This is a genomic window from Leifsonia sp. Soil_N53, assembly GCF_057655165.1.
On record NZ_JBDGMM010000047.1, the window covers coordinates 19,078 to 41,668 of the forward strand.

A 22,591-nucleotide genomic window follows, 5' to 3' on the forward strand; every position below is an offset into this window, starting at 1 on the left:
CCGCTGCGTCCGTTTTCCGCCAGTCGGCGTCGGTGGAGGGCAGTAGCCTCGACGGGTGAAGGTCGCTCTGCAGTTCGTCGCCATGGGTCTCGTCTGGGGCGCCAGTTTCCTGTTCATGAAGGTGGCGCTGGCGGGCGTCTCGTTCGGGCAGGTGGCGTGGGCGCGCCTCGTGTTCGGGGCTGTGACGCTCGGGATCATCGTGCTGGCCACGCGCAGCCGCCTCCCGAAGCAGCCGATCGTGTACCTGCACTTCGTGGTCGTGGCGATCACCTACTGCGTGGTGCCGTTCCTGCTGTTCGCCTGGGCCGAGCAGTACGTGTCGTCCAGCCTCGCCAGCATCTACAACGCGGTGACGCCGATCACCACCGCGATCCTCGCCACCGCGGCGTTCCGCGTCGAGAAGCTCAACCGGGACCAGGTGCTCGGGGTGCTGGTCGGCGTCGTCGGCGTCGTCGTAGTGGTCGGGCCGTGGTCGATCGCGGCGCTGTCCGGCAGCGTCTGGGGCCAGCTGGCCTGCCTCGGCGCGGTCACCTGCTACGGCTTCTCGTTCGGGTACATCCGTCGGTTCATCAGCCACCGCGACATCCCGGCCACGTCGGTCGCGTTCCTCAACATCGGTCTCGCGGCGGCGATCATGCTGCTGCTCACGCCGGTGGTCGCCCTGTCGCCGATCACGTTCAGCTGGCCGGTGCTGCTCAGCCTGCTGGCGCTCGGCGCGCTGGGAACCGGCGTCGTCTACATCTGGAACATGAATGTGCTGCGCGCCTGGGGCCCCACCGCGACGTCAGGAGTCACCTACGTGACGCCCGTCGTCGGCGTCGCGCTCGGCATCCTCGTCCTCGGCGAGCAGCTGAGCTGGAACGAGCCGGTCGGCGCCGCGATCGTGCTGGGCGGCATCCTGCTGACGCAGCAGCGCGTGCGCATCTTCACGCGCCGCCAGGCCGACCTCGTACCGACCAACTGACAGAACACGCCGCCTCGGCAACGACCGAGACGGCGTGTTCTGGCAGGTGGATGGCGTCAGGCGACCGTCGGGCCGAAGTGCTCCGGGAGGGTGGAGCGGTGCACGCCGTGCAGCTCCTCCAGGCCGATGGTGAAGAGGTCCTGGACCTCGAGCACCGGCTGGGCGCCGACCTCGGCGTCGGTGACGCCGATGCGCAGGAGCGGCACGCCGCGTCCCTCGCAGAGGCCGCGGAACTTGACGTCGTCCTCGCGCGGCACCGAGACGATGACGCGGGCGGTGGACTCGCTGAACAGCGCGGTCGCGGCGTCCACGCCGTCGCGCTCCTGCAGCTCGCCGAGCCAGACCCGCGCGCCGACGCCGAAGCGCATGACGCTCTCGGCCAGCGCCTGGGCGAGGCCGCCGTCCGCGAGGTCATGCGCGGAGGAGACCAGGCCCTCCACGGAGGCCGCGTGCAGCGTCTCCGCCAGGGTGCGCTCGGCGGCGAGGTCGACCGCCGGCGGGAGGCCGCCGAGGTGGCCGTGCACGGTGCCGGCCCACGCGGAGCCGTCGAGCTCCTCGCGGGTGACGCCGAGCAGGTAGATGTTCTCGCCCTCGTCCTGCCAGCCGGCCGGGATGCGGCGGGCGACGTCGTCGATCACGCCGAGCACGCCGACGACCGGGGTCGGGAAGATCGGGGTGTCGCCGGTCTGGTTGTAGAACGACACGTTGCCGCCGGTGACCGGGATCTCCAGCTCCAGGCAGGCGTCGGAGAGGCCCTCCACCGCCTGCGAGAACTGCCACATGACCTCGGGGTTCTCCGGGCTGCCGAAGTTGAGGCAGTCGGTGACCGCGGCGGGCACGGCGCCGGAGGCCGCCACGTTGCGGTAGGCCTCTGCGAGGGCGAGCTTGGCGCCCTGCTTGGGGTCGAGCTGGCAGTAGCGGCCGTTGGCGTCGGTCGCGATGGCGAAGCCGAGGCCGCTCTCCTCGTCGACGCGGATCATGCCGGAGTCGTCCGGGAAGGAGAGCGCGGTGTTGCCGCCCACGAAGTAGTCGTACTGGTCGGTGATCCAGCTCTTGTCGGCGAGGTTGGCGCTGCCGAGGAGGGCGAGCACCTGCTCGCGCAGCCCGTCGCCGGTCGACGGTCGCGGGAGCACCGCGGCGGTGTCGGCCTGGAGGGCGTCGAGCCACGCCGGGTAGGCGACCGGGCGCTCGTAGACCGGGCCGTCGACCGCGACGGTGCGCGGGTCGACGTTGACGATCTCCTCGCCCTGCCAGTTGATGACGAGCCGGCCGGTCTCGGTGACCTCGCCGAGCACGCTGGTCTCGACATCCCACTTGGCGGTCACGGCGAGGAAGGCGTCGAGCAGCTCGGGCTTGACGACCGCCATCATCCGCTCCTGGCTCTCGGACATGAGGATCTCCTCCGCCGTGAGCGTGGGGTCGCGCAGCAGCACCTTGTCCAGCTCGACGAACATGCCGCCGTCGCCGTTGGAGGCCAGCTCGCTCGTCGCGCAGGAGATGCCGGCCGCGCCGAGGTCCTGGATGCCCTCCACGAGCTTGTCGCGGAACAGCTCCAGGCAGCACTCGATGAGCACCTTCTCCGCGAACGGGTCGCCGACCTGCACCGCAGGGCGCTTGGTCGGGCCGCCGGCCGAGAACGTGTCGGAGGCCAGGATGCTCGCGCCGCCGATGCCGTCGCCGCCGGTGCGGGCTCCGAACAGCACGACCTTGTTGCCGGCGCCGGACGCGTTGGCGAGGTGGAGGTCCTCGTGCCGCAGCACGCCCACCGAGAGCGCGTTGACCAGCGGGTTGCCCTGGTAGACGGAGTCGAAGTAAGTCTCGCCGCCGATGTTCGGGAGGCCGAGGCAGTTGCCGTAGAACGAGATGCCCGAGACGACGCCGTGCACGACGCGCGCGGTGTCGGGGTCGTCGATGCGGCCGAAGCGAAGCTGGTCCATGACCGCGACCGGGCGCGCGCCCATCGAGATGATGTCGCGCACGATGCCGCCGACGCCGGTCGCGGCGCCCTGGAACGGCTCGATGTAGGACGGGTGGTTGTGCGACTCCACCTTGAACGTGACCGCCCAGCCCTCGCCCACGTCCACGACGCCGGCGTTCTCGCCGATGCCGACCATGAGGTTCTTCTTCATCGCCGGCGACACCTTCTGGCCGAACTGGCGCAGATAGATCTTGGACGACTTGTAGGAGCAGTGCTCCGACCACATCACCGAGTACATCGCCAGCTCGCCCGAGGTGGGACGGCGGCCGAGGATCTCGCGGATGCGCGCGTACTCGTCGCTCTTGAGTCCGAGCGCCGCGTACGGCTGCTCCTTCTCCGGCGTCGCGGCGGCGTTCGCGACGGTGTCGACGACATGCTGGACGGTGGTGTCGGTCACGCGGGCACTCCAGGCTGCTGGCGGTGGCGGGGGATGGGGTCCAGTCTACCGGCGCTCAGGCGGGGCAGCGCTCCGGGGGGATGGCCTTCTCGGCGCCGATCTGGATGCCCTGGACTTCTCCCTCGATCACGTTGAACACGATCCACCCGCCGTCGCTGCGCGTGAGCGTGTACTGCGCGGCGATCTCGTTGTACTCGCCCGTCTTCACGAGGCCCGGGTACGTTGCGAAGAGTGCGTCGGCGGTCGAGCCGAGGCCGATCCCCTCGGCAGTCTTCGGCGAGAGCGAGACATCGTTGTGCGGATGACCGAGCAGCTCGATCGTGCCGGCCGCACCGTCTCCGTTGTCGTCGATGATCCGCAGCGTCGTGCGGTCCGGGAGTCCGAGGTAGAGGCTGAACGGGAGGCAGATCGGTTCCGTCTCGTCAGTGAAGGCGGAGAGCTGCGCCTTGATGTCGGCCAGCGGTCGGCCCGGGGCGACCGGGCCGATGCGATCGACGTCGATCCTCCACGTGGACGGATCGGCCGGGTCGTCGGCCGCCGGCGCCTGCGTGGGCGTCGCGGTCGGTGCGGTGGTCGGCAGCGGGGTGGGTGACGGCGTCGGCGACGGGGCGACGGTCGTGGTCGGCGTCGGCGCACTGGCCGGCGCCAGAAGCCCGGTGCCGAGCGCGTACGCGACGCTCCCGCCGGAGATGCCCAGCGCCACCAGCACCAGCGTCACCACGAGCGCGGTGCGCCTGCGCGCCCGGCCGTACCGTCCGTCCGCCGCCGTGGTCACGACCAGTTCGCGGATCGCCGCCTTGCGGCGCGGGTCGAAGGTGGGCTCGCCGTTCATCGTGCGCCTCCCGTCATGATCGTGGGGTCCTGTTCCCGGAGGAGGGCGGAGAGCTTCGCCTTCGCCCGCGAGAGGCGCGACTTCACCGTCCCCGCGGCGATCCCGAGTGCTTCCGCGGCCGCAGCGGTGCTGAAGTCCTCGAGGACGCAGAGGGTGAGGATGTCCTGGTCGCGCCGGGGCAGCCGGGCGAGAGCCGCCCGCACTGCGGCCCGCCGGGCGTCGCCGTCGAGTCGGTCGTCGACGCCGCCAGCGTGGTCGGGGGCGGGCTCCGGCGCCGGGAGGCCCGCGAGCGCAGCACGGTAGCGGCGGGTCGACCGCAGATGGTTGCGGAAGACGTTGTTCGTCGTCACCAGCAGCCACCCGACGACCGACCCGTTCACGACCCGCATGGCGTCGCGGCGGCGCCAGGCCTCCAGGAACACCACGGCGGTGATGTCCTCGGCGTCGTGCACCGAGGCGGTCAGCCGGAGCGCCTGGCGGAAGACGCGGTCGTGGTGCAGGTCGAACAGCACCCCGAACGCGTCGGCGTCGTCGGCGCGGACGCGTTCGATCACGTCCGGCTCGTCAAGCAGGGATCCCCTCACACTCACATAGTGTCCGAACGCCGCGGATGGTTCCCGCAGCGCCGCGGCAGCAGTGTGCGCACTGGGCTTAGGGTGGGCGCGAGGAGGTCGCCATGCAGATCCCACGACCCACGCAGGAGACGATGGAGCTGTTCCGCTCAGTCGTCCCCGACGCTCCCGGCGTCGAGGTCAAGCCGATGTTCGCCAACCTGGGCGCGTTCGTCAACGGCAACATGTTCGCCGGCCTGTTCGGCGAGAGCGTCGGGGTGCGCCTCCCCGACGAGACCGTGCGGGACGAGCTGCTGGCGATCGACGGCACCGGCCCGTACGGCCCGGCGGAGCGGCCGATGGGCGGCTACGTCTCCCTCCCGGCCGCCTGGCACGACGAGCCCGACCGGCTGCGCGAGTGGATCGGCGTCGCGCTGGAGCAGGTCGGGCGGATGCCGCCGAAGGAGAAGAAGCCGCGCAAGCCCGCGAAGCCGCGCACCGCCTCCTGAGCGCTTACGCGGTCGGGACCACCGCTCGCGTCAGCTGGTCCACGTCCCGCGCCGCGCCCTGGTCGGCCGACAGCGTCATCGCCGCGTAGGCCCGCAGCGCCGCCGACACCGGACGCTCGCGGTCGAGCGGACGGAACCCGTGGCCCGCGGCCAGCGCCTCGCGCCGGGCGTCGAGCTCGGCGTCGGAGACCTCCAGCCGGATGCTGCGCGCCGCCACGTCGATCGTGATCGTGTCGCCGTCCTCCACCAGCGCGATCGTGCCGCCCGCCGCCGCTTCGGGCGAGACGTGCCCGATCGAGAGGCCAGACGTGCCGCCGGAGAACCGGCCGTCCGTGATCAGCGCGCACTTCGCCCCGAGGCCGCGGCCCTTCAGGAACGACGTCGGGTACAGCATCTCCTGCATCCCCGGGCCGCCGCGCGGTCCCTCGTACCGCACCACGACGACGTCGCCGGCCTGGACGCGCTTGGTCAGGATGGCGTCGACCGCCGCCTCCTGCGACTCCACCACGACGGCCGGCCCCGAGAAGGTCAGGATGCTCGGGTCCACGCCCGCGGTCTTCACCACCGAGCCGTCCGGCGCGAGGTTGCCGCGCAGGATGGCGAGGCCGCCGTCCGCCGAGTACGCGTGCGCGACATCCCGGATCACGCCGGTCGCGCCGTCGGTGTCCAGCGACTCCCAGCGCTCGGACTGCGACGACGCCTGCGCCGAGCGCACCCCGCCCGGCGCGGCGTGGAAGAGCTCGATCGCCTCGTCCGTCGCCGAGCCGCCGCGGATGTCCCAATCGGCAAGCCACGACTCCAGCGACGCGGCGTGGATGCTGTGCACCCCTCGGTCGAGGAGGCCGGCGCGGTCGAGCTCGCCGAGCAGCGCGGGGACGCCTCCCGCCCGGTGCACGTCCTCCACCAGGGCCGCGCCGTTGGGGGCGACCTTGCTGAGGCAGGGGACCCGGCGGGAGAGCCGGTCGATGTCGTCGAGGTCGTAGTCGATGCCGCCTTCGCGGGCGGCGGCGAGAAGGTGCAGGATCGTGTTGGTCGAGCCGCCCATCGCGATGTCGAGCGCCATCGCGTTGCCGAAGGCCTCCCGCGTGGCGATCGAGCGCGGCAGCACCGACTCGTCCTCGCTGTCGTAGTACCGGTGCGCGAGCTCGACCGCGGTCGCGCCGGCCTGCTCGTAGAGCGCGCGGCGGGCGGTGTGGGTCGCGAGCGTCGAGCCGTTGCCCGGGAGGCCGAGGCCCAGCGCCTCGACCAGGAAGTTCATCGAGTTGGCCGTGAACATGCCCGAGCAGGAGCCGCAGGTCGGGCAGGCGGCCTCCTCGACCCGCAGCAGGTCCTCGTCGGAGATGGCGTCGTTCGCCGAGTCGGCCATGGCGGAGATGAGGTCGAGCTTGCGGACCGTGCCGTCGACGAGCACGGTGCGGCCGCCCTCCATCGGGCCGCCCGACACGAACACGGTCGGGATGTTGAGGCGCAGCGCGGCCAGCAGCATGCCCGGGGTGATCTTGTCGCAGTTGGAGACGCAGACCAGCGCGTCGGCGCAGTGGGCGTTCACCATGTACTCGACCGAGTCGGCGATCAGCTCGCGCGACGGCAGCGAGTACAGCATCCCGCCATGCCCCATCGCGATGCCGTCGTCCACCGCGATCGTGTTGAACTCGCGCGGGATGCCGCCCGCGGCTTGCACGGCTTGCGACACCACGCGGCCGACCGGCTGCAGGTGGGTGTGGCCCGGCACGAACTCGGTGAAGCTGTTCGCGACGGCGATGATCGGCTTGCCGAAGTCCTCGCGGGCGACGCCGGCGGCGCGCAGCAGGGCGCGGGCGCCGGCCATGTTGCGGCCGTGGGTGACAGTGCGGGAGCGGAGAACGGGCATGCACCCATCGTGCGGGCGGGGTGGCCGGGGCGGAAGGCGGCGCTGATACTAGTAGTGGCAGCACTAGTATCGACGCGTGACCGTTGAGGACGATCGCCGCAGCGAGCTCGGGCGCTTCCTGCGGGCCCGCCGCGAGCAGGCGCCGCGCGCCGACTACGGCCTCCCCCCGGTCGGGCGCTCGCGCGATGTCGGGCTGCGGCGCGAGGAGGTCGCGTACCTGTCCGGCGTCAGCGTCACCTGGTACACCTGGCTCGAGCAGGGCAGGCCGATCAACCCGTCGCGGTCCGTGCTGGACGCGGTGGCCCGCACACTGCGGCTCTCCCCGCCCGAGCACGAGTACCTGCTCTCGCTCGCCGGCTTCGGCCTCCCCTCGCTGGCGCCGACGAAGCCGGTGGAGGACGCGCCGGCGCACGTGCAGCGCCTCCTCGACGCGCTGGGCGGCAACCCGGCGTTCGCGCTCGCGCCGGACTGGGGCATCGCCGGCTGGAACCGTGCCTACGCCGAGCTCTACCCGAACGTCGCGCGGGTCGAGCGCGAGGACCGCAACCTGCTCTGGCTGGTCTTCACCGACCCGGCGGTGCGCGAGCTGCTGCCCGACTGGGAGGAGACCAGCGCGCGGTTCCTGGCCGAGTTCCGCGCCGAGACGGGCGCCCGGGCCGGCGATCCGTCGGTCCGCGCTCTCGTGGAGCGGCTGCGGGAGGCCAGCCCCGTGTTCCGGGCGGCGTGGGAGCGCTACGACATCCGCGGCTTCGCCTCGCGCGAGCGCCGCTTCCGGCACCCGCGCACGGGCGAGCTGACGCTGGAGCACCACCAGCTCACGCCCACCGACCACCCCGACCTGCGCGTGGTGGTGTACACGGCCCTCGGGTGAGCAGAATGGGCGCGTGTCCGAGAACACGTTGCCGAGCATCCCGCCGAGCACCCCGCCGACCGCCGGAGCCGGGTTCAACCACCGGCTGATGCGGATGACGGGCCGCGACCCCGGCGAGGCGCACCGCGCCGCGACGCCGCTCGAGCTGCTCTTCGACCTGACCTTCGTGATCGCGTTCGGTCAGGCGGGCGACGAGCTCGCGCACCTGCTCGCGGGCGGCGAGGTCGCCGCGGGGATCGGGGCGTTCGTGTTCGCCATGTTCGCGATCTGCTGGGCCTGGATCAACTTCTCCTGGTTCGCGTCGGCCTACGACACCGACGACTGGTTCTACCGCGTGACCACGCTGGTCCAGATGGTCGGCGTCGTCGTCCTCGCGCTCGGGCTGCCCATGCTGTTCGCGTCGGTCGCGCACGGCGGCAGCCTCCTCATCGGCGGGCTCGTCGCCGGCTATGTCGTGATGCGGATCGGCCTGGTCGCGCAATGGCTCCGCGCGGCGGTGCAGGACCAGGTGCGGCGACGGGTCGCGCTGACCTACGCGGGCTTCGTCACCGCGGCTCAGGTCGGCTGGGTGCTGCTGGCCATCGCTGCGCCCGACTTCCTGACCGCGTTCGTCGTGGCCGTGCTGCTGTACCTGGTGGAGCTCGGCGGCCCGGCCTTCGTGGAGACGCGGCTCGGCGGGACGCCGTGGAACGCCGGTCACATCGCCGAACGGTACGGCCTCCTGACGATCATCGCTCTCGGCGAGGTGCTCTTCGGGACCGTGACGTCGGTGGCCGCTCTGGTGGCGGCGAACGGCTGGAGCGTGGACGCGGTCATGGTCGCCGTCGCCGGCGTCGGCCTCACGTTCGGCCTGTGGTGGACGTACTTCATCGTCCCGTCGTCCGCGATCCTGCGCCGGCATCGGCCGCGCGCGGTGGTCTGGGGGTACAGCCACGTGCTGCTGTTCACCGCCATCGCGGCCACGGGCGCCGGGCTGCACGTCGTCGCGTACCTCGTCGAAGGGGAGGCGGAGATCGGGGTCACCGGCGCGATCGTGAGCGTGGCCGCGCCGGTGCTGCTCTTCTCGGTCGTGCTGTTCCTGCTCTACACGTACCTGGTGCACGAGGGCGACCCGTTCCACCTCGCGCTGTTCGCCGGCACCGTGGTGATGCTGGTGGCGGCCGTCTGGATCGCTGCCGCAGGAGGATCGCTCGGGCTCAGCCTGCTGCTGGTGACACTGTCCCCCGCCGTCGTCGTGATCGGCTACGAGACGGTCGGGTACCGCCACCAGGCGGCGGCGCTCGCGCGCCAGACCGCGCGGATCGGCGGGGAGGCTACGCCTCGACCAGGGCGGAGCGGATGACGCTGGTGAAGAAGGTGAGGCCGTCGACGCCGGAGCGCATGGCGGATGCGGTGTCCGGCCCGAAGCCCGGCTCGACCGCGTGCTCGGGGTGCGGCATCAGGCCGACCACGTTGCCGCGCTCGTTGCGGACGCCCGCGATGTCGTCCAGCGAGCCGTTCGGGTTCACACCGGTGTAGCGGAAGACGACGAGGCCCTCGCCCTCCAGGCGCTTCAGATCCTCGGCGGACGCGATGAAGCCGCCCTCGCCGTTCTTGAGCGGGATGACGATCTCCTGGCCCTGCTCGAAGCCGCTGGTCCACGGGGTGTCCGCGTTCTCGACGATCAGGTGCTGGTCGCGGCGGATGAAGTTGCCGTGGTCGTTGCGGATGAGCCCGCCGGCCACGAGGTGCGCCTCGGCGAGCATCTGGAAGCCGTTGCAGATGCCGAGCACCGGCATGCCCTTGCCCGCGGCGTCCACGACCTCGGTCATGATCGGCGAGAGGCTGGCGATGGCGCCGCAGCGCAGGTAGTCGCCGTAGCTGAAGCCGCCCGGCAGCACGAGCGCGTCGACGCCCTGGAGGTCATGGTCGCCGTGCCAGAGCGCGACCGGCTCGGCGCCGGCGATGCGGACCGCGCGCAGCGCGTCCCGGTCGTCCAGCGAGCCGGGGAAGGTGATGACGCCGATGCGCATCAGGCGTCCTCGCCCGGGTAGTGGATGCCGACCACGTCTTCGATGACCGAGTTGGAGAGGATCTCGTTGGCGATCTCGGTGACCGCGGCGCGGGTCGCGTCGTCGATCGGACCGTCCACGGTCAGCTCGAACCGCTTGCCGACCCGGACTCCCGAGAACTCGCCCTTGCCGATGCGAGCCAGGGCGCCGGCGACGGCCTTGCCCTGGGGGTCGAGCAGCTCAGCCTTGGGCATGACTTCCACAACGATCGTCGACAAAGGGTGATCTCCGCTCCACTCGCGCATCCGGGCAACAGTGATTCTACCGTGGCGTGGAGGGGGTCAGGTCCGCGCCCGTGGTGCCCGCAGCGAAGGCCAGCGCGCGGTCGGCGAGCTCGTCGTGGAGGCGGGCGAACAGGGCGGCGGAGGCCGCGCCCGGCCAGTCGGCGGGGAGGGCGGCGGCAGGCAGCCCGGGGTCGCGGTACGGGATCACGCGCCACTCGTCGAGCAGCCGGATCCACAGCGCGAAGGCCTCGCGGTCGTCCGCCGGGGCCGCGGCGGCGCCGAACCGGTCGAGGAAGGACGCGTGCAGCGCCCGGATACCTGGGAGGTCGTACCAGCGCGCCAGCCCGGCCGCGAGGTCGGCGCCGGGCTGCGCGCCCGTGAAAAGGTCGGCGCCGAACGCGCGCGCGGCCTCCCTCAGCTCCGGCTCCAGGGCGGCCGGGCCGATCCACAGGCCGTCGGCGACGGTCCCGCAGCCGAGCGCGGCGAGCGTGCGCCGCAGCCGGTGCCGCTGGGAGCGCTGGTGCTCGGGGAACGAGAACGAGACGAGGCACCAGGACGGCGGCGTTGGGCGCTCGCCGAAGATGCGCGCGTCGCCGCGCTCCAGCATCGGCAGCGCAGCCGGATCGAGCGCGTAGCCCGCCATGCCGTCCCGGGGCTCCCGGACGAGCACGCCGCGCGAGCAGAGCCGAGCCAGGCTGGAGCGCGCCGTCGCGGCGGGGATGCCGAGGGCGGCCATGAGCTCCACGGCGCCGGCGGCGCTCATCCAGCCGCCGAGCGGGCGCAGCGTGCTGCCGACGACGGTGCGGAGCACGGCGGTGGCGGAGCCGCTGCCCGCCTCGAGGTCCTCGCGGCCGGGGGTGCCGGTGGCGGTCTCGCCGGCCTCCCGCATCACCCGCTCCTCCACACCCCCGCTCATTCCTCGATCAACTCGCCCAGCACGTCGCGCACGGCCGCGAGCCCGACCGCGACCTCCTCGAAGCTCGTGCTCAGCGGCGACAGGCCGATGCGGAGGCCGCCCGGGTCCCGGTAGTCGGGGATGACGTCGCGCTCCCACAGCCGGGCCGTCACCTCGCGCATCGCCGGGTGGCTGAGGGTGACGTGCCCGCCGCGGCGCTCCGGGTCGCGCGGGCTCGCGAGCGCGACGCCGAGCGGCCTCAGCCAGGTGTCGGCGAGACGCACGGCGAACGTCGTCAGGGCGACCGATTTCGCGCGCACGGCCGCGATGCCGCACTCCTCGATCATGGCGACCGTGTCCTGCAGGGCGAGCATCCCGACGATCGGAGGCGTGCCGGAGAGGAACCGCCGGATCCCGTCGGCCGGCTGGTACTCCGGACCCATGAGGAAGACGTCGCGGACGCCCATCCAGCCCTGGATCGGCTGCGCGAGCGTGGCCTGGAGGCGGCGGTTGACGTAGCCGAAGGCGGGGGACCCGGGGCCGCCGTTGAGGTACTTGTAGGTGCAGCCCACCGCGAGGTCGACATCCCAGCCGTCGAGGTCGACCGGGACGGAGCCCGCCGAATGGCAGAGATCCCACAGCACGAGGGCCCCCGCGTCGTGGACGATGCGGGTGATGGCGCGGGCGTCGGCGAGGAATCCGGAGCGGTACGCGACGTGGCTGAGGACCACGAGAGCGGTCCGCGGCCCGACCGCCGCCGCGACCTGCTCCGGAGTCACCCCGGACTCGGTGTCGGCCTCGATCCAGACCAGCGAGAGGCCGCGCTCACGCGCGATGCCGTCGAGCACGTAGCGGTCGGTCGGGAAGTTGTCGGTGTCGAGGACGATCTCGGTGCGCTCGGGCAGCGCGTCGACGGCGGCGCGGGCGAGCTTGTAGAGGAGGACGGTGGTGGAGTCGCCGATGAAGGTCTGGCCGGCGGCGGCCCCGAGCGCGGTCGCGCCGAGCGTGTCGCCGATCCGGAACGGCAGCTCCATCCACTCCTCGTCCCAGCCGCGGATGAGCCGGCCTCCCCAGCCCTCGACGAGGAAGCGCTGCACGCGCTCGACGCTCTTGCGCGTGGGCCGGCCGAGCGAGTTGCCGTCGAAGTAGGCGACGACGGGCGACGCCGAGCCGAGGTCGGGCGCGGGGGAGCCCGGCGCCGCGACGCCCACGAAGCGCTCGCGGTAGGGGGCGAGCGGATCGGCCTCGTCGAGGGCGCGCGCGGCGGCGAGCGGGTCGCCCGAGAGGGTGTCGGCGTCGGCTTCGGCGGCCTCGTCGTCGACGGGGTCGTAGGCGAAGAGGTCGTCGGGGAGGTCGGTCATGGTCGGTCCTCTCGAAGAAGGTGGTGGGACGTGAGGCGGAGGAAGTCGGGGACGCGCAGACCCCGGGCGGCGGCGAGCCAGGCCGGGAGGTCGCGGTCGTCGGCGGGCGGCGGGGTGGGGATCCAGGCGACGCGGGGGCCGAGGTCGGTCGTCCCGTCGCCGGCGATCGCACGGACGAGCGCGGCGCCGGTGAGCCCCGCCTCCTGCAGCGCGGCGAGCTCGCGGGCGTTGACACCGACCGGGAGGTCGCCGTTGCCGAGGTCGGTCCCGTACAGCACCCGGCCGCCGTGGCCGACGAAACGGCGCAGGTTGTCGGCGGCGATGCGGTGCTGTGCGTTCGGCATTCCCCAGCCGTGGATGTCGAGGGTGCTGATCCAGGTCATCCCGCGGCGCGTGGACTCCGCGATGAGCGCGTCGTCCAGCCGTTCGGTGAACGGAGTGTGGGCGAGCTGATCCACGCCGGCCCGGAGCGCGCGTGCGGTCTCGCCGTGGCCCTGCACGTGGGCGACGACCGGGAGCCCGGCGGTGTGCGATTCCTCCACAAGGGCGGCCAGCGTCGGGTTGTCCACGGTTTCGCCCGCCTCGCTGTTGAGGGCGACCTTGATGCGGGAGGCTCCCAGCATGACCTGTTTCCGTACCGCCTCCCTGGCCTCCCGAGGGCCGCCGACCTCCGCCGCAGCGCCCTCCGGCGCCCAGCCGGACGCCACGGGGTAACCGCCCGGGGCGGTGATCAGTGCGCCCGCGATCGCGACCGCCGGCCGGTCCGGGGCGTCGGCCAGCCAGGAGGCCGCGACGGCCGGGATCCAGCCGAGGTCGACGGCGTGGGTGATGCCGCCGGCGAAGAGTGCGGTCGGGTCGATGAGGCCGAGGTGGGTGTGGTGGTCGGTCAGCGACGGGATGAGGGTGCCGCCGAGCGGGAGCACAGTGCCGGAGGCGTCCGCCGCGGGTGCGGGGTGGTCGGCATCGGCGGGCGTGCGGTGCTCGGCATTCACGCGCACGAGGCTGTCGCCATCCACCAGGAAGGCGGCCGGGCCGTCGAACCCTGCGCCCGTCCAGACCGCGTCCACCCGAAGGGTTCGCGCCGGCGAGGGGCCGTCGCTCATTCGGGTGCGCCGATCTCGGTCCGTACGGCGAACAGCTCGGGGAAGAACGTCAGCTCCAGGGCCTTCTGGAGGAAGCTGACGCCGGTGGAGCCGCCGGTGCCGGTCTTCATCCCGATGGTGCGCTGGACGGTCTTGAGGTGGCGGAAGCGCCAGAGCTGGAAGTTGTCCTCCAGGTCGACGAGCTCCTCGCAGGCCTCGTACTCGCTCCAGTGCTCCGCCGCGTGCTCGTAGATGTCGCGGAACACCGGCACGAGCTCCGGGCTGAACACGTGCGCTTCGGTCACGTCGCGGTCGAGCAGGGCCTGGGGCACCGCGTGACCCGCGCGCGCCAGGTAGCGCAGGAACTCGTCGTAGACGCTCGGCGCCTCCAGCAGCTCGGTGAGCAGCGCGAGCGCATCGGGGTCGTCTCGGAAGACCGACAGCATCCGGCGGTTCTTGTTCCCGAGCACGAACTCCACCGCGCGGTACTGGTACGACTGGAAGCCCGACGAGTTGCCGAGGAAGCCGCGGAACTGCGCGTACTCCGTCGGCGTCAGCGTCGCCAGCACCGACCACTGCTCGGTGAGCGTCTTCTGGATGTGCTTCACCCGGGCGATGCGCTTGAGGGCCTGCGGCAGCTCGTCGGCGCGCAGCAGGTCGCGGGCCGACTCCAGCTCGTGCAGCACCAGCTTCAGCCAGAGCTCCGTGGTCTGGTGCTGGATGATGAACAGCAGCTCGTCGTGGTGCTCCGGCACGCTCACCGGCTTCTGCGCGCTGAGCAGGGTCGCGAGGTCGAGGTAGGACCCGTACGACATGCGCTCGCGGAAGTCCGTGACGATGTCCGGATCGAACTCGCGCGTGTTCTGGTTGGACGTCATGTTGCGATTCTGCGCCGGTCGTCACGGAAGTGCAACACCGGGTTGGGCATGGCGGGCCGGCGGTCGCCCGGCACCCGGACGTCCGCTGCCGTTCACCGCCCGGTTACCTGGAGTTGCCGCCTCCGTCGTCGCCCGCTTCTACCTTGTTCGGGGGACTTCCTGCGGACGGGAGACGGGAATGGGCAGGCACTACGACCTCGCGATCGTCGGCGGAGGCATCGTCGGGCTCGGGCACGCCGTGGCGGCGCTGCGACGCGGCCTGACCGTCGCCGTCGTCGACCGCGCCTCCGGCGTCGAGGGCGCGTCCGTCCGCGGATTCGGCCACCTCTGCATCACCGGCCTGGAGGGTGAGGCGCGTGTCTACGCGGAGCTCGGCCGCGATCTCTGGCTGACCCTGTCCGACGAGGCGGGCTTCTGGCTCCGCGAGTCGGGCACGGTCGCCGTCGCCCAGGCGACCGACGAGCTCGCGGTGCTCGAGGAGTTCCGCGACACGCGCGGCGGCCACGACGTGCGGATGCTGACCCCGGCCGACGTGCGCGAGCACGCGCCCGTCGCCGACGGAGTGGCGGTCGGCGGCGCCTTCCTGCCCGCAGACCTGCAGGTCGACCCGCGTGAGGCCGCGCCGGCGATCGCACGCTGGCTGGACGCCCACGGCGTCGACTTCTTCTGGCAGACCACGGCCACGGGCGTCGAGACCGGCCGCGTGCACACGTCGCGTGGCCGGGTGTCGGCTGACGCGGTCGTCGTCGCGGTCGACCACGAGGTGGACCGGCTGTTCCCCGGCATCGCGGAGGACCACGGCATCCAGCGCAGCACGCTCGACCTGCTGCTCGTCGAAGCGGACACCGAACGGCCGCTCACGGCGCCCGTGCTGACCGGGTGGTCCCTGCTGCGCACCTCCGGGTTCGCGCACACCCCGAGCGCCGGCGCCCTGCGCGAGCGGCTCGCCTCGGAGCGTCCCGACCTGGCCGCGTTCGAGCTCGACCAGACCTTCGCGCAGCGGCCCGAGGGCTCGATCGTCGTCGGGGCCGCCCGCCGGCGCGGCGACGACATCCCCCCGTTCCAGTCGGAGGTGGCGTTCGAGCTCCTGCTGGAGAGCGCCCGCGCGCTGTTCGGCCCGGCCCGGCTGCGGGTTCTCGAACGCTGGCAGGGCGTCCACGCCTCGGCTCCCGACGACTTCCTCGTCTCCTCCCCTGCGCCGTCCGTGCGGGTGGTCTCCGTCACGTCCGGCATCGGGATGACGACCGGCCTCGGCCTCGCCGATCGCGTGGTGGACGAGCTGTTCGCCTCGGCCCCGGGGGTGCTGACCGCGGCCGGGGCCGCACGCTCGCACTGACCCCGCACCGCCGACATCCGCACACCACCGGCACCCGACACCCGCTAGACCGGCAGCCCGCCCGAACCGCCGACCATCGCAGCTCCGCACAGAAAGGCACCGGCCATGTCCCCTGAAGGCCTCATCACGAGCGAGTTCGACGACGCCGCCATCTTCGACACCGGGTTCGACGCCGCCGCGCTCGTCGCTTTCGGCGCCGACGACCCGGACGGGCTCGCCGACCTCGAGCTCGTCGTCCTCGACCTGGACGGCACGACGGTCCTGGACGAGGGCCTGATGGAGCGGGCGTGGCAGCGTGCCGTCGACGCCTCCGGCCTGGCGGTGCCCGGCGACGAGCGCACTCTGCGCCGGCCGGACAACGCGGTCTTCCGCGCGCTCACCGACGACGAGGACCAGGCGCAGCACGCCGAGGCGGTCTTCGAGTCCGCCTACGCCGAGCTCGTCGCCGAGCAGGGTGTCCGCCCGGTCCCCGGCGCGGAGGAGCTCATCCGCCGCCTCCGGGCCCGCGGCGTCGCCGTCGTGCTCACCACCGGCTTCTCCCGGCCGACGTACGACGCCGTGCTGGAGGCGCTCGGCTGGCGCGAGCTCGCCGACCTCACGCTCACCCCGTCGGAGGCGGGCCGCGGCCTGCCCTACCCCGACCTCCCGCTGACGGCGCTGCTGCGCACCGGCGCGTCGAGCGTCGAGGGGATGGTCGTCGTGGGCGACACCGCCGGCGACATCGCGTCGGGTCTCGCCGCCGGCGCGGGGCTGGTCGTCGGGCTGCTGACCGGCGCGCACGACGAGGAGACCCTCACCGAGGCCGGCGCCGACGCGGTCGTGGCCAGCGTGGCCGACCTCGCGGAGCTCCTGGGGCTGGACGAGTCGACCGCCGCACACCAGGAGGGGCAGTCCCCGCAGTGACGATCAAAGCGGTGACCCCTCGCGTCGTCGAGCCGCCGGCGAGCCTGGGGATGGGGGTGAGTGTGTATCCGTCGGCGACCGCCATGGTCTGGCCGGGCCCCGGACGCCCGCACGAGGCCGTGGCCGTCCCCGGGGTGCGGCTGGCGCCGGGGGACGTGCTCGTGGAGGTCGAGCTGGCGACCGTGTGCGGCTCGGACGTCCACACAGTGCTCGGCCATCGGACGGCGCCGACGCCGCTCGTGCTCGGCCACGAGCAGGTCGGGCGCGTGGTCGCGCTCGGCCGCGGCGGCGCCAAGACCACCGACGGCCACCGGGTGGCGCTGGGCGAGCGTGTGGTCTGGTCCGTCGCCGTCCCGTGCGGCCGGTGCGGGCGCTGCAGGCGGGGGCTCCCGCAGAAGTGCCTCAGCCTCCAGAAGTACGGCCACGAGCGGATGCGCCGCGGCTGGGAGCTGTCCGGCGGCTTCGCGACCCACACACACCTCCTCGACGGCACGCCGATCGTGGCCGTGCCGGAGGACCTCCCCGCGGCCGTGCTCGCGCCGGCCTCCTGCTCGACGGCGACCGTGGTGGCCGCGCTGGAGGCCGCCGCGGCCATCGTCGCGCTGGACGGCGCGCTCGTGCTCATCACCGGCGCGGGGATGCGGGGACTGACCGCAGCAGCGATGGCGACGGAGGCCGGGGCCAAGGTCGTCGTGAGCGACCCGGTCCCCGAGCGCCGGGAGGCCGCCCGCTTGTTCGGCGCGGCGGCCGTCGCCGACCCCCGTGCGACTCCCGACTCTCGGGCCGGCCTGGCGTCCGCGCTCGCGAAGGCGGGCGGCCGGGCGTCGGCGCCCACGGTCGCACTCGACTTCTCCGGCTCGCAATCCGCCGCGCGGTCGCTGCTGACCGTGGTCGACGTCGGCGGCGTGCTGGTGCTCTCCGACTCGCTGCCGGAGGGGCCGGACCTGACGCTCGCGCCCGAGCAGCTCGTGCAGCGACTGCTCACCATCCGCGGAGTGCACGGCTACGCGCCCCGGCACCTGGAGCAGGCGGTGCGGTTCCTCGCGGAGGCGGCGGGGACGTACCCGTTCGCCGAGCAGGTCGGCGCCGTCTTCCCACTCGCCGAGGTGGATGCCGCGCTCGCCGCCACCGGGTTCCCGCGCGTCGCCGTGCGGCCCCGCTGACGGGCTCGGCCTCCCGGCCGGGGATTCCCTGAGCGTTCTCACATCTTCGGCTGTCTATTCTGGGAGCCGCCCGACCGTGAGGACCACCGTGATCGAGACCCCCGTCGCCCCGACCGCCGCCCCCACCGCAGCCTCCACTGCCGCCCCGTCCGCGCCCGCCGCGCCGCCTCCACGCGCCGTCAGCCGGGGGATCAGCGCGCTGATCTTCTCGAGCCGCTGGCTGCAGGCCCCGCTGTACCTCGGGCTCATCGTCGCGCAGGCCGTCTACGTCTACGTCTTCGTCTTCGAGCTGTGGCACCTCACCGCGGAGGTGATCTCGGACCCGAGCCACGTGGACGAGGCTTACGTGATGCTCGCGGTGCTGGGACTGATCGACGTGGTGATGATCGCCAACCTCCTGATCATGGTGATCATCGGCGGCTACGAGACCTTCGTCTCCCGCGTCAACGTGAAGGGCCATCCCGACCAGCCGGAGTGGCTCTCGCACGTCAACGCCAACGTGCTCAAGGTCAAGCTGGCGATGGCCATCATCGGCATCTCGTCCATCCACCTGCTCAAGACCTTCATCGCGGTCGGCGACCTCGGCGCGGCCAACGGCGGGTCGATCGAGGGCGAGAAGTACACGTCGCTCGGTGTGTTCTGGCAGGTCGTCATCCACTGCGTCTTCATCGCGTCGGCGGTCGCGCTCGCCGCCATCGACCGGATGTCGAAGCCGCGCGTGCAGGTAGCGCACTGAGCGTCCGGCCGGCCTCCGTGGCATCGTAGGTGGATGGCCGCCGACCCGTTCGCCCGCTTCTTCGAGCTGCTGCGCGCGCTGCCCGAGCCGGTGGACGCCGAGGCCCTCTACGGCGACGACCCGCAGGGCCGGCGTCGCGAGCGCAATCTGCGGCGGTACTTCGCGATGCCGCACGCGCCGGTCCTGCTGCTCGGGGAGGCGCCGGGCTGGCGGGGGATGACCGTGACCGGCGTGCCGTTCGTCTCGGCTCGGGAGGCCGAAGCGGGGGTGGTGCCCGGCCTTGAGCTCCCTGAGCATCCGCAGGCGCCGTGGGAGGCCTCCAGCCGGGTGGTGTGGGCGACGCTCCGCGAGTGGCGCGGTCCGGTGCCGTTGTCGTGGCCGGTCTACCCGCTGCACCCGTTCGTCGCGGGTACGCCGCACAGCAACCGCACGCCGCGCCCGGCGGAGGTGCGTGCGGGCGCTCCGGTCGCGCTGGAGCTCATCCGCGCGCTCGGGATCGAGACGGTCGTGGCCGTGGGTCGCAAGGCGCAGGGCGCGATCGCCACCGCGGGACTGGAGGCTCCCGCGATCCGGCATCCCGCGCAGGGCGGCGCCGCGCTGTTCGCGGAGCAGCTCATCGCGCTGAACCGGGCGCTTCCGCCCGAGCGGGCGGCAGGCCGAGGCTAGCGGCCGGATCGCTTCTGGTCGCGCGGGTCGCGCGAGGCCGCGACGTCGTCGATGCTGTCGATCGCGTCGCGGAGCCGGTCGAGGAAGCCGATGATGACGCGGGCCTCGTGGTCGTCCAGCGTGCTCGCGACGTCGACCAGCTCCTCCCGGACGTCGCCTAGGATCGCGCGGTGGATCTCGTCGACCGGCAGCGCGGGCACGATGATCAGCGCGCGCCGGTCGAACGGACTGGGCTCGCGGCGGATGTGGCCTGCCTTCTCGAGCCGGTCGAGCAGCACGGTGATCGACGAGCTCTGGATGCCGAGGTAGTCCCCGAGCTCCTTCGGGCCGACCGCGATGCCGCGCTCGCGGGCCCGCAGGAGGTAGCGCAACGCGGCGATGTCGTTGACGGTGAGGTTCATGCTGCGCTCGGACCGGCGCTGCATCGCGGACTCCGAGACGAGGTAGCTCCTGAGACCCTCGAGCACTTCGAGCGCGCGGCGACGCTCCGCGTCCGCGGGACCGGACGAGGATGGCGTCGAACTCTGCTTGTCCGTCGTCATGGCATCGATGATATTCCCCTGGGCCTCCGGCTGCTCGGCGGAGACCGCGTCGGACCCCGTCATACCGCCGCGGGCTCAGCCGGCTGCGGGACGAACACGAGCCCGCTCGCGCGCGACGCCAGATCGGCGAGCGAGTTCAGCCACTGGTCGTCGAGCCGCTCGGCGGTGGACGAGGCGAACTCGTAGCGCAGCGGGATGGCGTTGTCGATCCAGAGGGCGTGGCGGCCGACCGGCTCGGCCAGCGCTCCGACCTCGCCGTCCTCCGGCGTCCAGGTCAGGAGGAACGGTTCGCGCCTGCGCAGCTTCATCGTGATGACCGCCTGCAAGTGCGCGAGTGCGCGATCGTCGAATTCGAACGACTGTCCGGCGTAGATCATGGCGCCCATCATCGTGTCCTTTCGTTCGAGCGGGTCAACGTGGCACGATCATACCCTTTAGCTAGGCCGACTAGCTATACGTTTTCCGGAAGACTTTTTCGGCCGTATTTTCCGGATGATGCACGATCCGCGCGGGCCGTCGCTAGTCGATCTAGTTGCATCGCGGCATTGTCGTCCGGCCACTAAGCAGCGGATCGTGACAACGATCTCGAGCCGGCGCTTGACGAGCGGAATCCTCCCGACGTATTATTCCTCACGGAATAATCCTTTCCGATCAACCTGACACCCACCGAGAGTCCATGCCGCACGCCCCGTCCCTCACCCCGCTCGCCGTCGCAGCCCTCGCGCTGCTCGCCGAGGGTCCGACGCACCCGTACGAGATGTACCAGACGCTCGTGCAGCGCTGGGAGGACCGGCTGGTGAAGGTGCGGCCCGGCTCGCTCTACCACGCGGTCGATCGCCTGGAGCGGCACGGCCTGGTGCGGGCCACCGGCACCGAACGCGAGGGCAACCGGCCCGAACGCACCACCTACGCGATCACCGAGGACGGCGAGGACGCCCTGGGCGAGCGCATCGCCGAGATCATCGGCACCCCCGTCAACGAGTATCCCGAGTTCCCGCTGGGGCTCGGCGAATCGCACAACCTGCCCCTCGAGACCGTGATCTCGCTCCTGCGTCGCCGGGTGGCGCTCATCCGCGCCGACCTCGTGCTGTACGACGAGAGCATCCGCACGATCACGACCAAGAACGTCCCCGCCAAGTACTGGGTGGATGTGCGCTACCAGCGCGCGATGGCGGAGGCCGACGCGGCCACGCTCGAAGCCCTCATCGACGACCTCGTCTCGGGAGCGATCTCCTGGGACGAGGAGAAGAAGCACTGAGAGAAAGAATCACATGGAACGCCAACTGAAGCCGTGGCCCGCCCTCTGGGCGCTCGTCATCGGGTTCTTCATGATCCTGATCGACACCACCATCGTGTCGGTCGCGAACCCGTCGATCATGAAGGGCCTGAACCTCGGAACGGACTACAACGCGGTCATCTGGGTCACCAGCGCCTACCTGCTCGCGTACGCCGTCCCGCTGCTGATCACCGGCCGCCTCGGCGACCGCTTCGGACCCAAGAACATCTACCTGATCGGCCTGGTCATCTTCACCCTCGCCTCGGCGTGGTGCGGATTCTCCGCCGTCCTGCCCGGTGGCGGTATCGGGATGCTGATCACCGCCCGCGTGGTGCAGGGTCTCGGCGCCTCGCTGATGACCCCGCAGACCATGGCCGTCATCACCCGTATCTTCCCACCGGACCGCCGCGGTGCGGCCATGGGCCTGTGGGGAGCTGTCGCCGGCGTCGCGACGCTGATCGGCCCGCTCCTCGGCGGCGTCCTGGTCGACTGGCTCGGCTGGGAGTGGATCTTCTTCATCAACGTCCCGGTCGGTGTCGTCGCCTTCATCCTCGCGATGCGGCTCGTCCCGAAGCTCCCGACCCACACGCACGCGTTCGACATCATCGGAGTGGTGCTCTCGGCCGCCGGCATGTTCCTGCTGGTGTTCGGCATCCAGGAGGGCGGCACCTACAACTGGGGTGTCATCGGGGACGGCCCGTTCTCGGTGTGGGGCCTCATCATCGCCGGCGTCGTGATCCTGATCGCGTTCGTGGTCTGGCAGGCGCTCAACAAGAAGGAGCCGCTGCTGCCGCTCCCGCTCTTCCGCGACCGCAACTTCTCGCTGTCGAACGGCGCGATCACGACGGTGGGCTTCGCGGTGACCTGTATGGCGCTGCCGCTCGTGTTCTACTTCCAGACCGTGCGCGGCCTCACCCCGACCGAGTCCGCGCTGATGCTCGCACCGACCGCCGTATTCTCCGGCGTGCTCGCGCCGCTGATGGGCAAGCTGATCGACAAGATCAACCCGAAGCTGATCGCGACGCCCGGCCTGGTGCTGTTCTCGCTGGCGCTGTTCCTCTACTCGCGGATGCTGACCCCGGACGTCAGCATCTGGTGGCTGCTCATCCCGAGCGCGCTGCTGGGTATCGCGATGTCGGGCGTCTGGGGGCCGATCTCGGCCGTCACCACCCGCAACCTCCCGATGAACCAGGCGGGAGCGGGCTCCGGCGTCTTCAACACGACCCGCCAGATCGGCGCGGTTCTCGGAAGCGCCTCCATCTCCGCCCTCATCACGGGCCGCCTCGCCGCCGACCTGCCGAAGGCCCCGGGCGGCGCGACGCCGACCGCGACCGGGACGGAGCTGCCGACCTTCCTGCACGCCGGCTTCACCCAGGCGATGTCGGAGGCCCTGCTGCTGCCGGCGGCGGTCGCCTTCCTCGGCGCGCTCATCGTGGTCTGGTGGGAGAAGCCCCGCCCGCCCGCCTGGGGCCCGGGCGCCGCGGCCGCGCCCGGCGAGGCCGGCCA

General features: G+C 72.1%; 23 protein-coding genes. 11 read left to right on the forward strand and 12 right to left on the reverse strand.

The genetic code is table 11. The features are described from left to right. Nucleotides 1-55: 55 nt before the first annotated feature. Complete coding sequence (locus AC3A3H_RS06265) at nt 56-964, forward strand: DMT family transporter (protein WP_487613687.1); 909 nt, start codon at nt 56-58, stop codon at nt 962-964. A gap of 56 nt (nt 965-1,020) precedes the next feature. On the opposite strand, the gene purL is transcribed toward AC3A3H_RS06265, so the two are convergent. Genes purL through AC3A3H_RS06280 form a run of 3 tightly spaced genes read right to left on the reverse strand, consistent with a single transcriptional unit; the run spans nt 1,021 to nt 4,725 of the window. Beyond that, nucleotides 1,021-3,339: a phosphoribosylformylglycinamidine synthase subunit PurL gene (gene purL / locus AC3A3H_RS06270; protein WP_487613688.1), complete on the reverse strand. Its 2,319-nt coding sequence runs from the start codon at nt 3,337-3,339 to the stop codon at nt 1,021-1,023. A gap of 55 nt (nt 3,340-3,394) precedes the next feature. After that, nucleotides 3,395-4,171, reverse strand: coding sequence for a hypothetical protein (locus tag AC3A3H_RS06275; RefSeq protein WP_487613689.1), 777 nt, complete (start codon nt 4,169-4,171; stop codon nt 3,395-3,397). Further along, nucleotides 4,168-4,725 (reverse strand): RNA polymerase sigma factor, encoded by a 558-nt coding sequence (locus tag AC3A3H_RS06280; protein ID WP_487613690.1) that lies wholly within the window; start codon nt 4,723-4,725, stop codon nt 4,168-4,170. The genes AC3A3H_RS06275 and AC3A3H_RS06280 overlap by 4 nt, the downstream gene beginning before the upstream one ends. Before the next feature lie 122 nt (nt 4,726-4,847). On the opposite strand from AC3A3H_RS06280, the gene AC3A3H_RS06285 reads away from it, so the two are divergent. Then, nucleotides 4,848-5,231, forward strand: a complete 384-nt coding sequence (locus AC3A3H_RS06285; protein WP_487613691.1) for a TfoX/Sxy family protein — start codon at nt 4,848-4,850, stop codon at nt 5,229-5,231. A 4-nt stretch (nt 5,232-5,235) separates the two neighbouring features. On the opposite strand, the gene ilvD is transcribed toward AC3A3H_RS06285, so the two are convergent. Beyond that, nucleotides 5,236-7,101: a dihydroxy-acid dehydratase gene (gene ilvD, locus AC3A3H_RS06290; protein ID WP_487613692.1), complete on the reverse strand. Its 1,866-nt coding sequence runs from the start codon at nt 7,099-7,101 to the stop codon at nt 5,236-5,238. A gap of 76 nt (nt 7,102-7,177) precedes the next feature. Between ilvD and AC3A3H_RS06295 the strand changes: the two genes are divergently transcribed. Both AC3A3H_RS06295 and AC3A3H_RS06300 read left to right on the forward strand, forming a co-directional pair. Beyond that, complete coding sequence (locus AC3A3H_RS06295) at nt 7,178-7,972, forward strand: helix-turn-helix transcriptional regulator (protein WP_487613693.1); 795 nt, start codon at nt 7,178-7,180, stop codon at nt 7,970-7,972. 13 nt (nt 7,973-7,985) lie between these two features. After that, nucleotides 7,986-9,314, forward strand: a complete 1,329-nt coding sequence (locus AC3A3H_RS06300; RefSeq protein ID WP_487613694.1) for a low temperature requirement protein A — start codon at nt 7,986-7,988, stop codon at nt 9,312-9,314. Here the strand turns inward: AC3A3H_RS06300 and purQ are convergent. From purQ to kynA, 6 genes are read right to left on the reverse strand one after another with little or no spacing between them, the layout of a single operon-like run. Further along, nucleotides 9,286-9,984: a phosphoribosylformylglycinamidine synthase subunit PurQ gene (gene purQ, locus AC3A3H_RS06305; protein WP_487613695.1), complete on the reverse strand. Its 699-nt coding sequence runs from the start codon at nt 9,982-9,984 to the stop codon at nt 9,286-9,288. The two genes, AC3A3H_RS06300 and purQ, sit on opposite strands and share 29 nt — an antisense overlap. Continuing rightward, the gene (gene purS, locus AC3A3H_RS06310) at nt 9,984-10,241 is read right to left on the reverse strand and encodes a phosphoribosylformylglycinamidine synthase subunit PurS (protein ID WP_487613696.1); all 258 of its coding nucleotides are present in this window, start codon (nt 10,239-10,241) and stop codon (nt 9,984-9,986) included. Before purS ends, purQ begins: the two co-directional genes overlap by 1 nt. Nucleotides 10,242-10,284: 43 nt before the next feature. Then, nucleotides 10,285-11,163, reverse strand: a complete 879-nt coding sequence (locus AC3A3H_RS06315; RefSeq protein ID WP_487613697.1) for a PaaX family transcriptional regulator — start codon at nt 11,161-11,163, stop codon at nt 10,285-10,287. Next, the gene (locus tag AC3A3H_RS06320) at nt 11,160-12,503 is read right to left on the reverse strand and encodes a kynureninase (protein ID WP_487613698.1); all 1,344 of its coding nucleotides are present in this window, start codon (nt 12,501-12,503) and stop codon (nt 11,160-11,162) included. The genes AC3A3H_RS06315 and AC3A3H_RS06320 overlap by 4 nt, the downstream gene beginning before the upstream one ends. Then, nucleotides 12,500-13,606 carry an amidohydrolase family protein gene (locus tag AC3A3H_RS06325; protein WP_487613699.1) on the reverse strand — a complete coding sequence of 369 codons (1,107 nt, stop codon included), beginning with the start codon at nt 13,604-13,606 and terminating at the stop codon, nt 12,500-12,502. The genes AC3A3H_RS06320 and AC3A3H_RS06325 overlap by 4 nt, the downstream gene beginning before the upstream one ends. Continuing rightward, the gene (kynA, locus tag AC3A3H_RS06330) at nt 13,603-14,463 is read right to left on the reverse strand and encodes a tryptophan 2,3-dioxygenase (protein WP_487613700.1); all 861 of its coding nucleotides are present in this window, start codon (nt 14,461-14,463) and stop codon (nt 13,603-13,605) included. The genes AC3A3H_RS06325 and kynA overlap by 4 nt, the downstream gene beginning before the upstream one ends. 178 nt (nt 14,464-14,641) lie before the next feature. On the opposite strand from kynA, the gene AC3A3H_RS06335 reads away from it, so the two are divergent. The 5 genes from AC3A3H_RS06335 to AC3A3H_RS06355 all read left to right on the forward strand — a co-directional run bounded on the left by AC3A3H_RS06335 (nt 14,642) and on the right by AC3A3H_RS06355 (nt 19,267). Beyond that, a complete protein-coding gene (locus AC3A3H_RS06335) occupies nt 14,642-15,799 on the forward strand; it encodes a TIGR03364 family FAD-dependent oxidoreductase (protein ID WP_487613701.1) in 1,158 nt (385 codons plus the stop codon). Nucleotides 15,800-15,904: 105 nt separating this feature from the next. Then, the gene (locus tag AC3A3H_RS06340; RefSeq protein ID WP_487613702.1) at nt 15,905-16,702 is read left to right on the forward strand and encodes an HAD family hydrolase; all 798 of its coding nucleotides are present in this window, start codon (nt 15,905-15,907) and stop codon (nt 16,700-16,702) included. An 11-nt stretch (nt 16,703-16,713) separates the two neighbouring features. Beyond that, nucleotides 16,714-17,865 (forward strand): alcohol dehydrogenase catalytic domain-containing protein, encoded by a 1,152-nt coding sequence (locus AC3A3H_RS06345; protein ID WP_487613703.1) that lies wholly within the window; start codon nt 16,714-16,716, stop codon nt 17,863-17,865. 88 nt (nt 17,866-17,953) lie between these two features. Further along, nucleotides 17,954-18,601 carry a TIGR00645 family protein gene (locus tag AC3A3H_RS06350; RefSeq protein WP_487613704.1) on the forward strand — a complete coding sequence of 216 codons (648 nt, stop codon included), beginning with the start codon at nt 17,954-17,956 and terminating at the stop codon, nt 18,599-18,601. Nucleotides 18,602-18,634: 33 nt separating this feature from the next. After that, entirely contained in the window at nt 18,635-19,267 is a 633-nt protein-coding gene (locus AC3A3H_RS06355) for a uracil-DNA glycosylase (RefSeq protein WP_487613705.1), read from the forward strand. Here the strand turns inward: AC3A3H_RS06355 and AC3A3H_RS06360 are convergent. After that, the gene (locus AC3A3H_RS06360; protein ID WP_487613706.1) at nt 19,264-19,809 is read right to left on the reverse strand and encodes a MarR family winged helix-turn-helix transcriptional regulator; all 546 of its coding nucleotides are present in this window, start codon (nt 19,807-19,809) and stop codon (nt 19,264-19,266) included. The two genes, AC3A3H_RS06355 and AC3A3H_RS06360, sit on opposite strands and share 4 nt — an antisense overlap. Before the next feature lie 59 nt (nt 19,810-19,868). Next, nucleotides 19,869-20,186: a DUF7882 family protein gene (locus tag AC3A3H_RS06365; protein WP_487613707.1), complete on the reverse strand. Its 318-nt coding sequence runs from the start codon at nt 20,184-20,186 to the stop codon at nt 19,869-19,871. A 299-nt stretch (nt 20,187-20,485) separates the two neighbouring features. Between AC3A3H_RS06365 and AC3A3H_RS06370 the strand changes: the two genes are divergently transcribed. Both AC3A3H_RS06370 and AC3A3H_RS06375 read left to right on the forward strand, forming a co-directional pair. Further along, nucleotides 20,486-21,067: a PadR family transcriptional regulator gene (locus AC3A3H_RS06370; protein ID WP_487613708.1), complete on the forward strand. Its 582-nt coding sequence runs from the start codon at nt 20,486-20,488 to the stop codon at nt 21,065-21,067. 13 nt (nt 21,068-21,080) lie between these two features. Next, the coding region (locus tag AC3A3H_RS06375) for a DHA2 family efflux MFS transporter permease subunit (protein WP_487613709.1) at nt 21,081-22,591 on the forward strand (1,511 nt) is incomplete at its 3' end.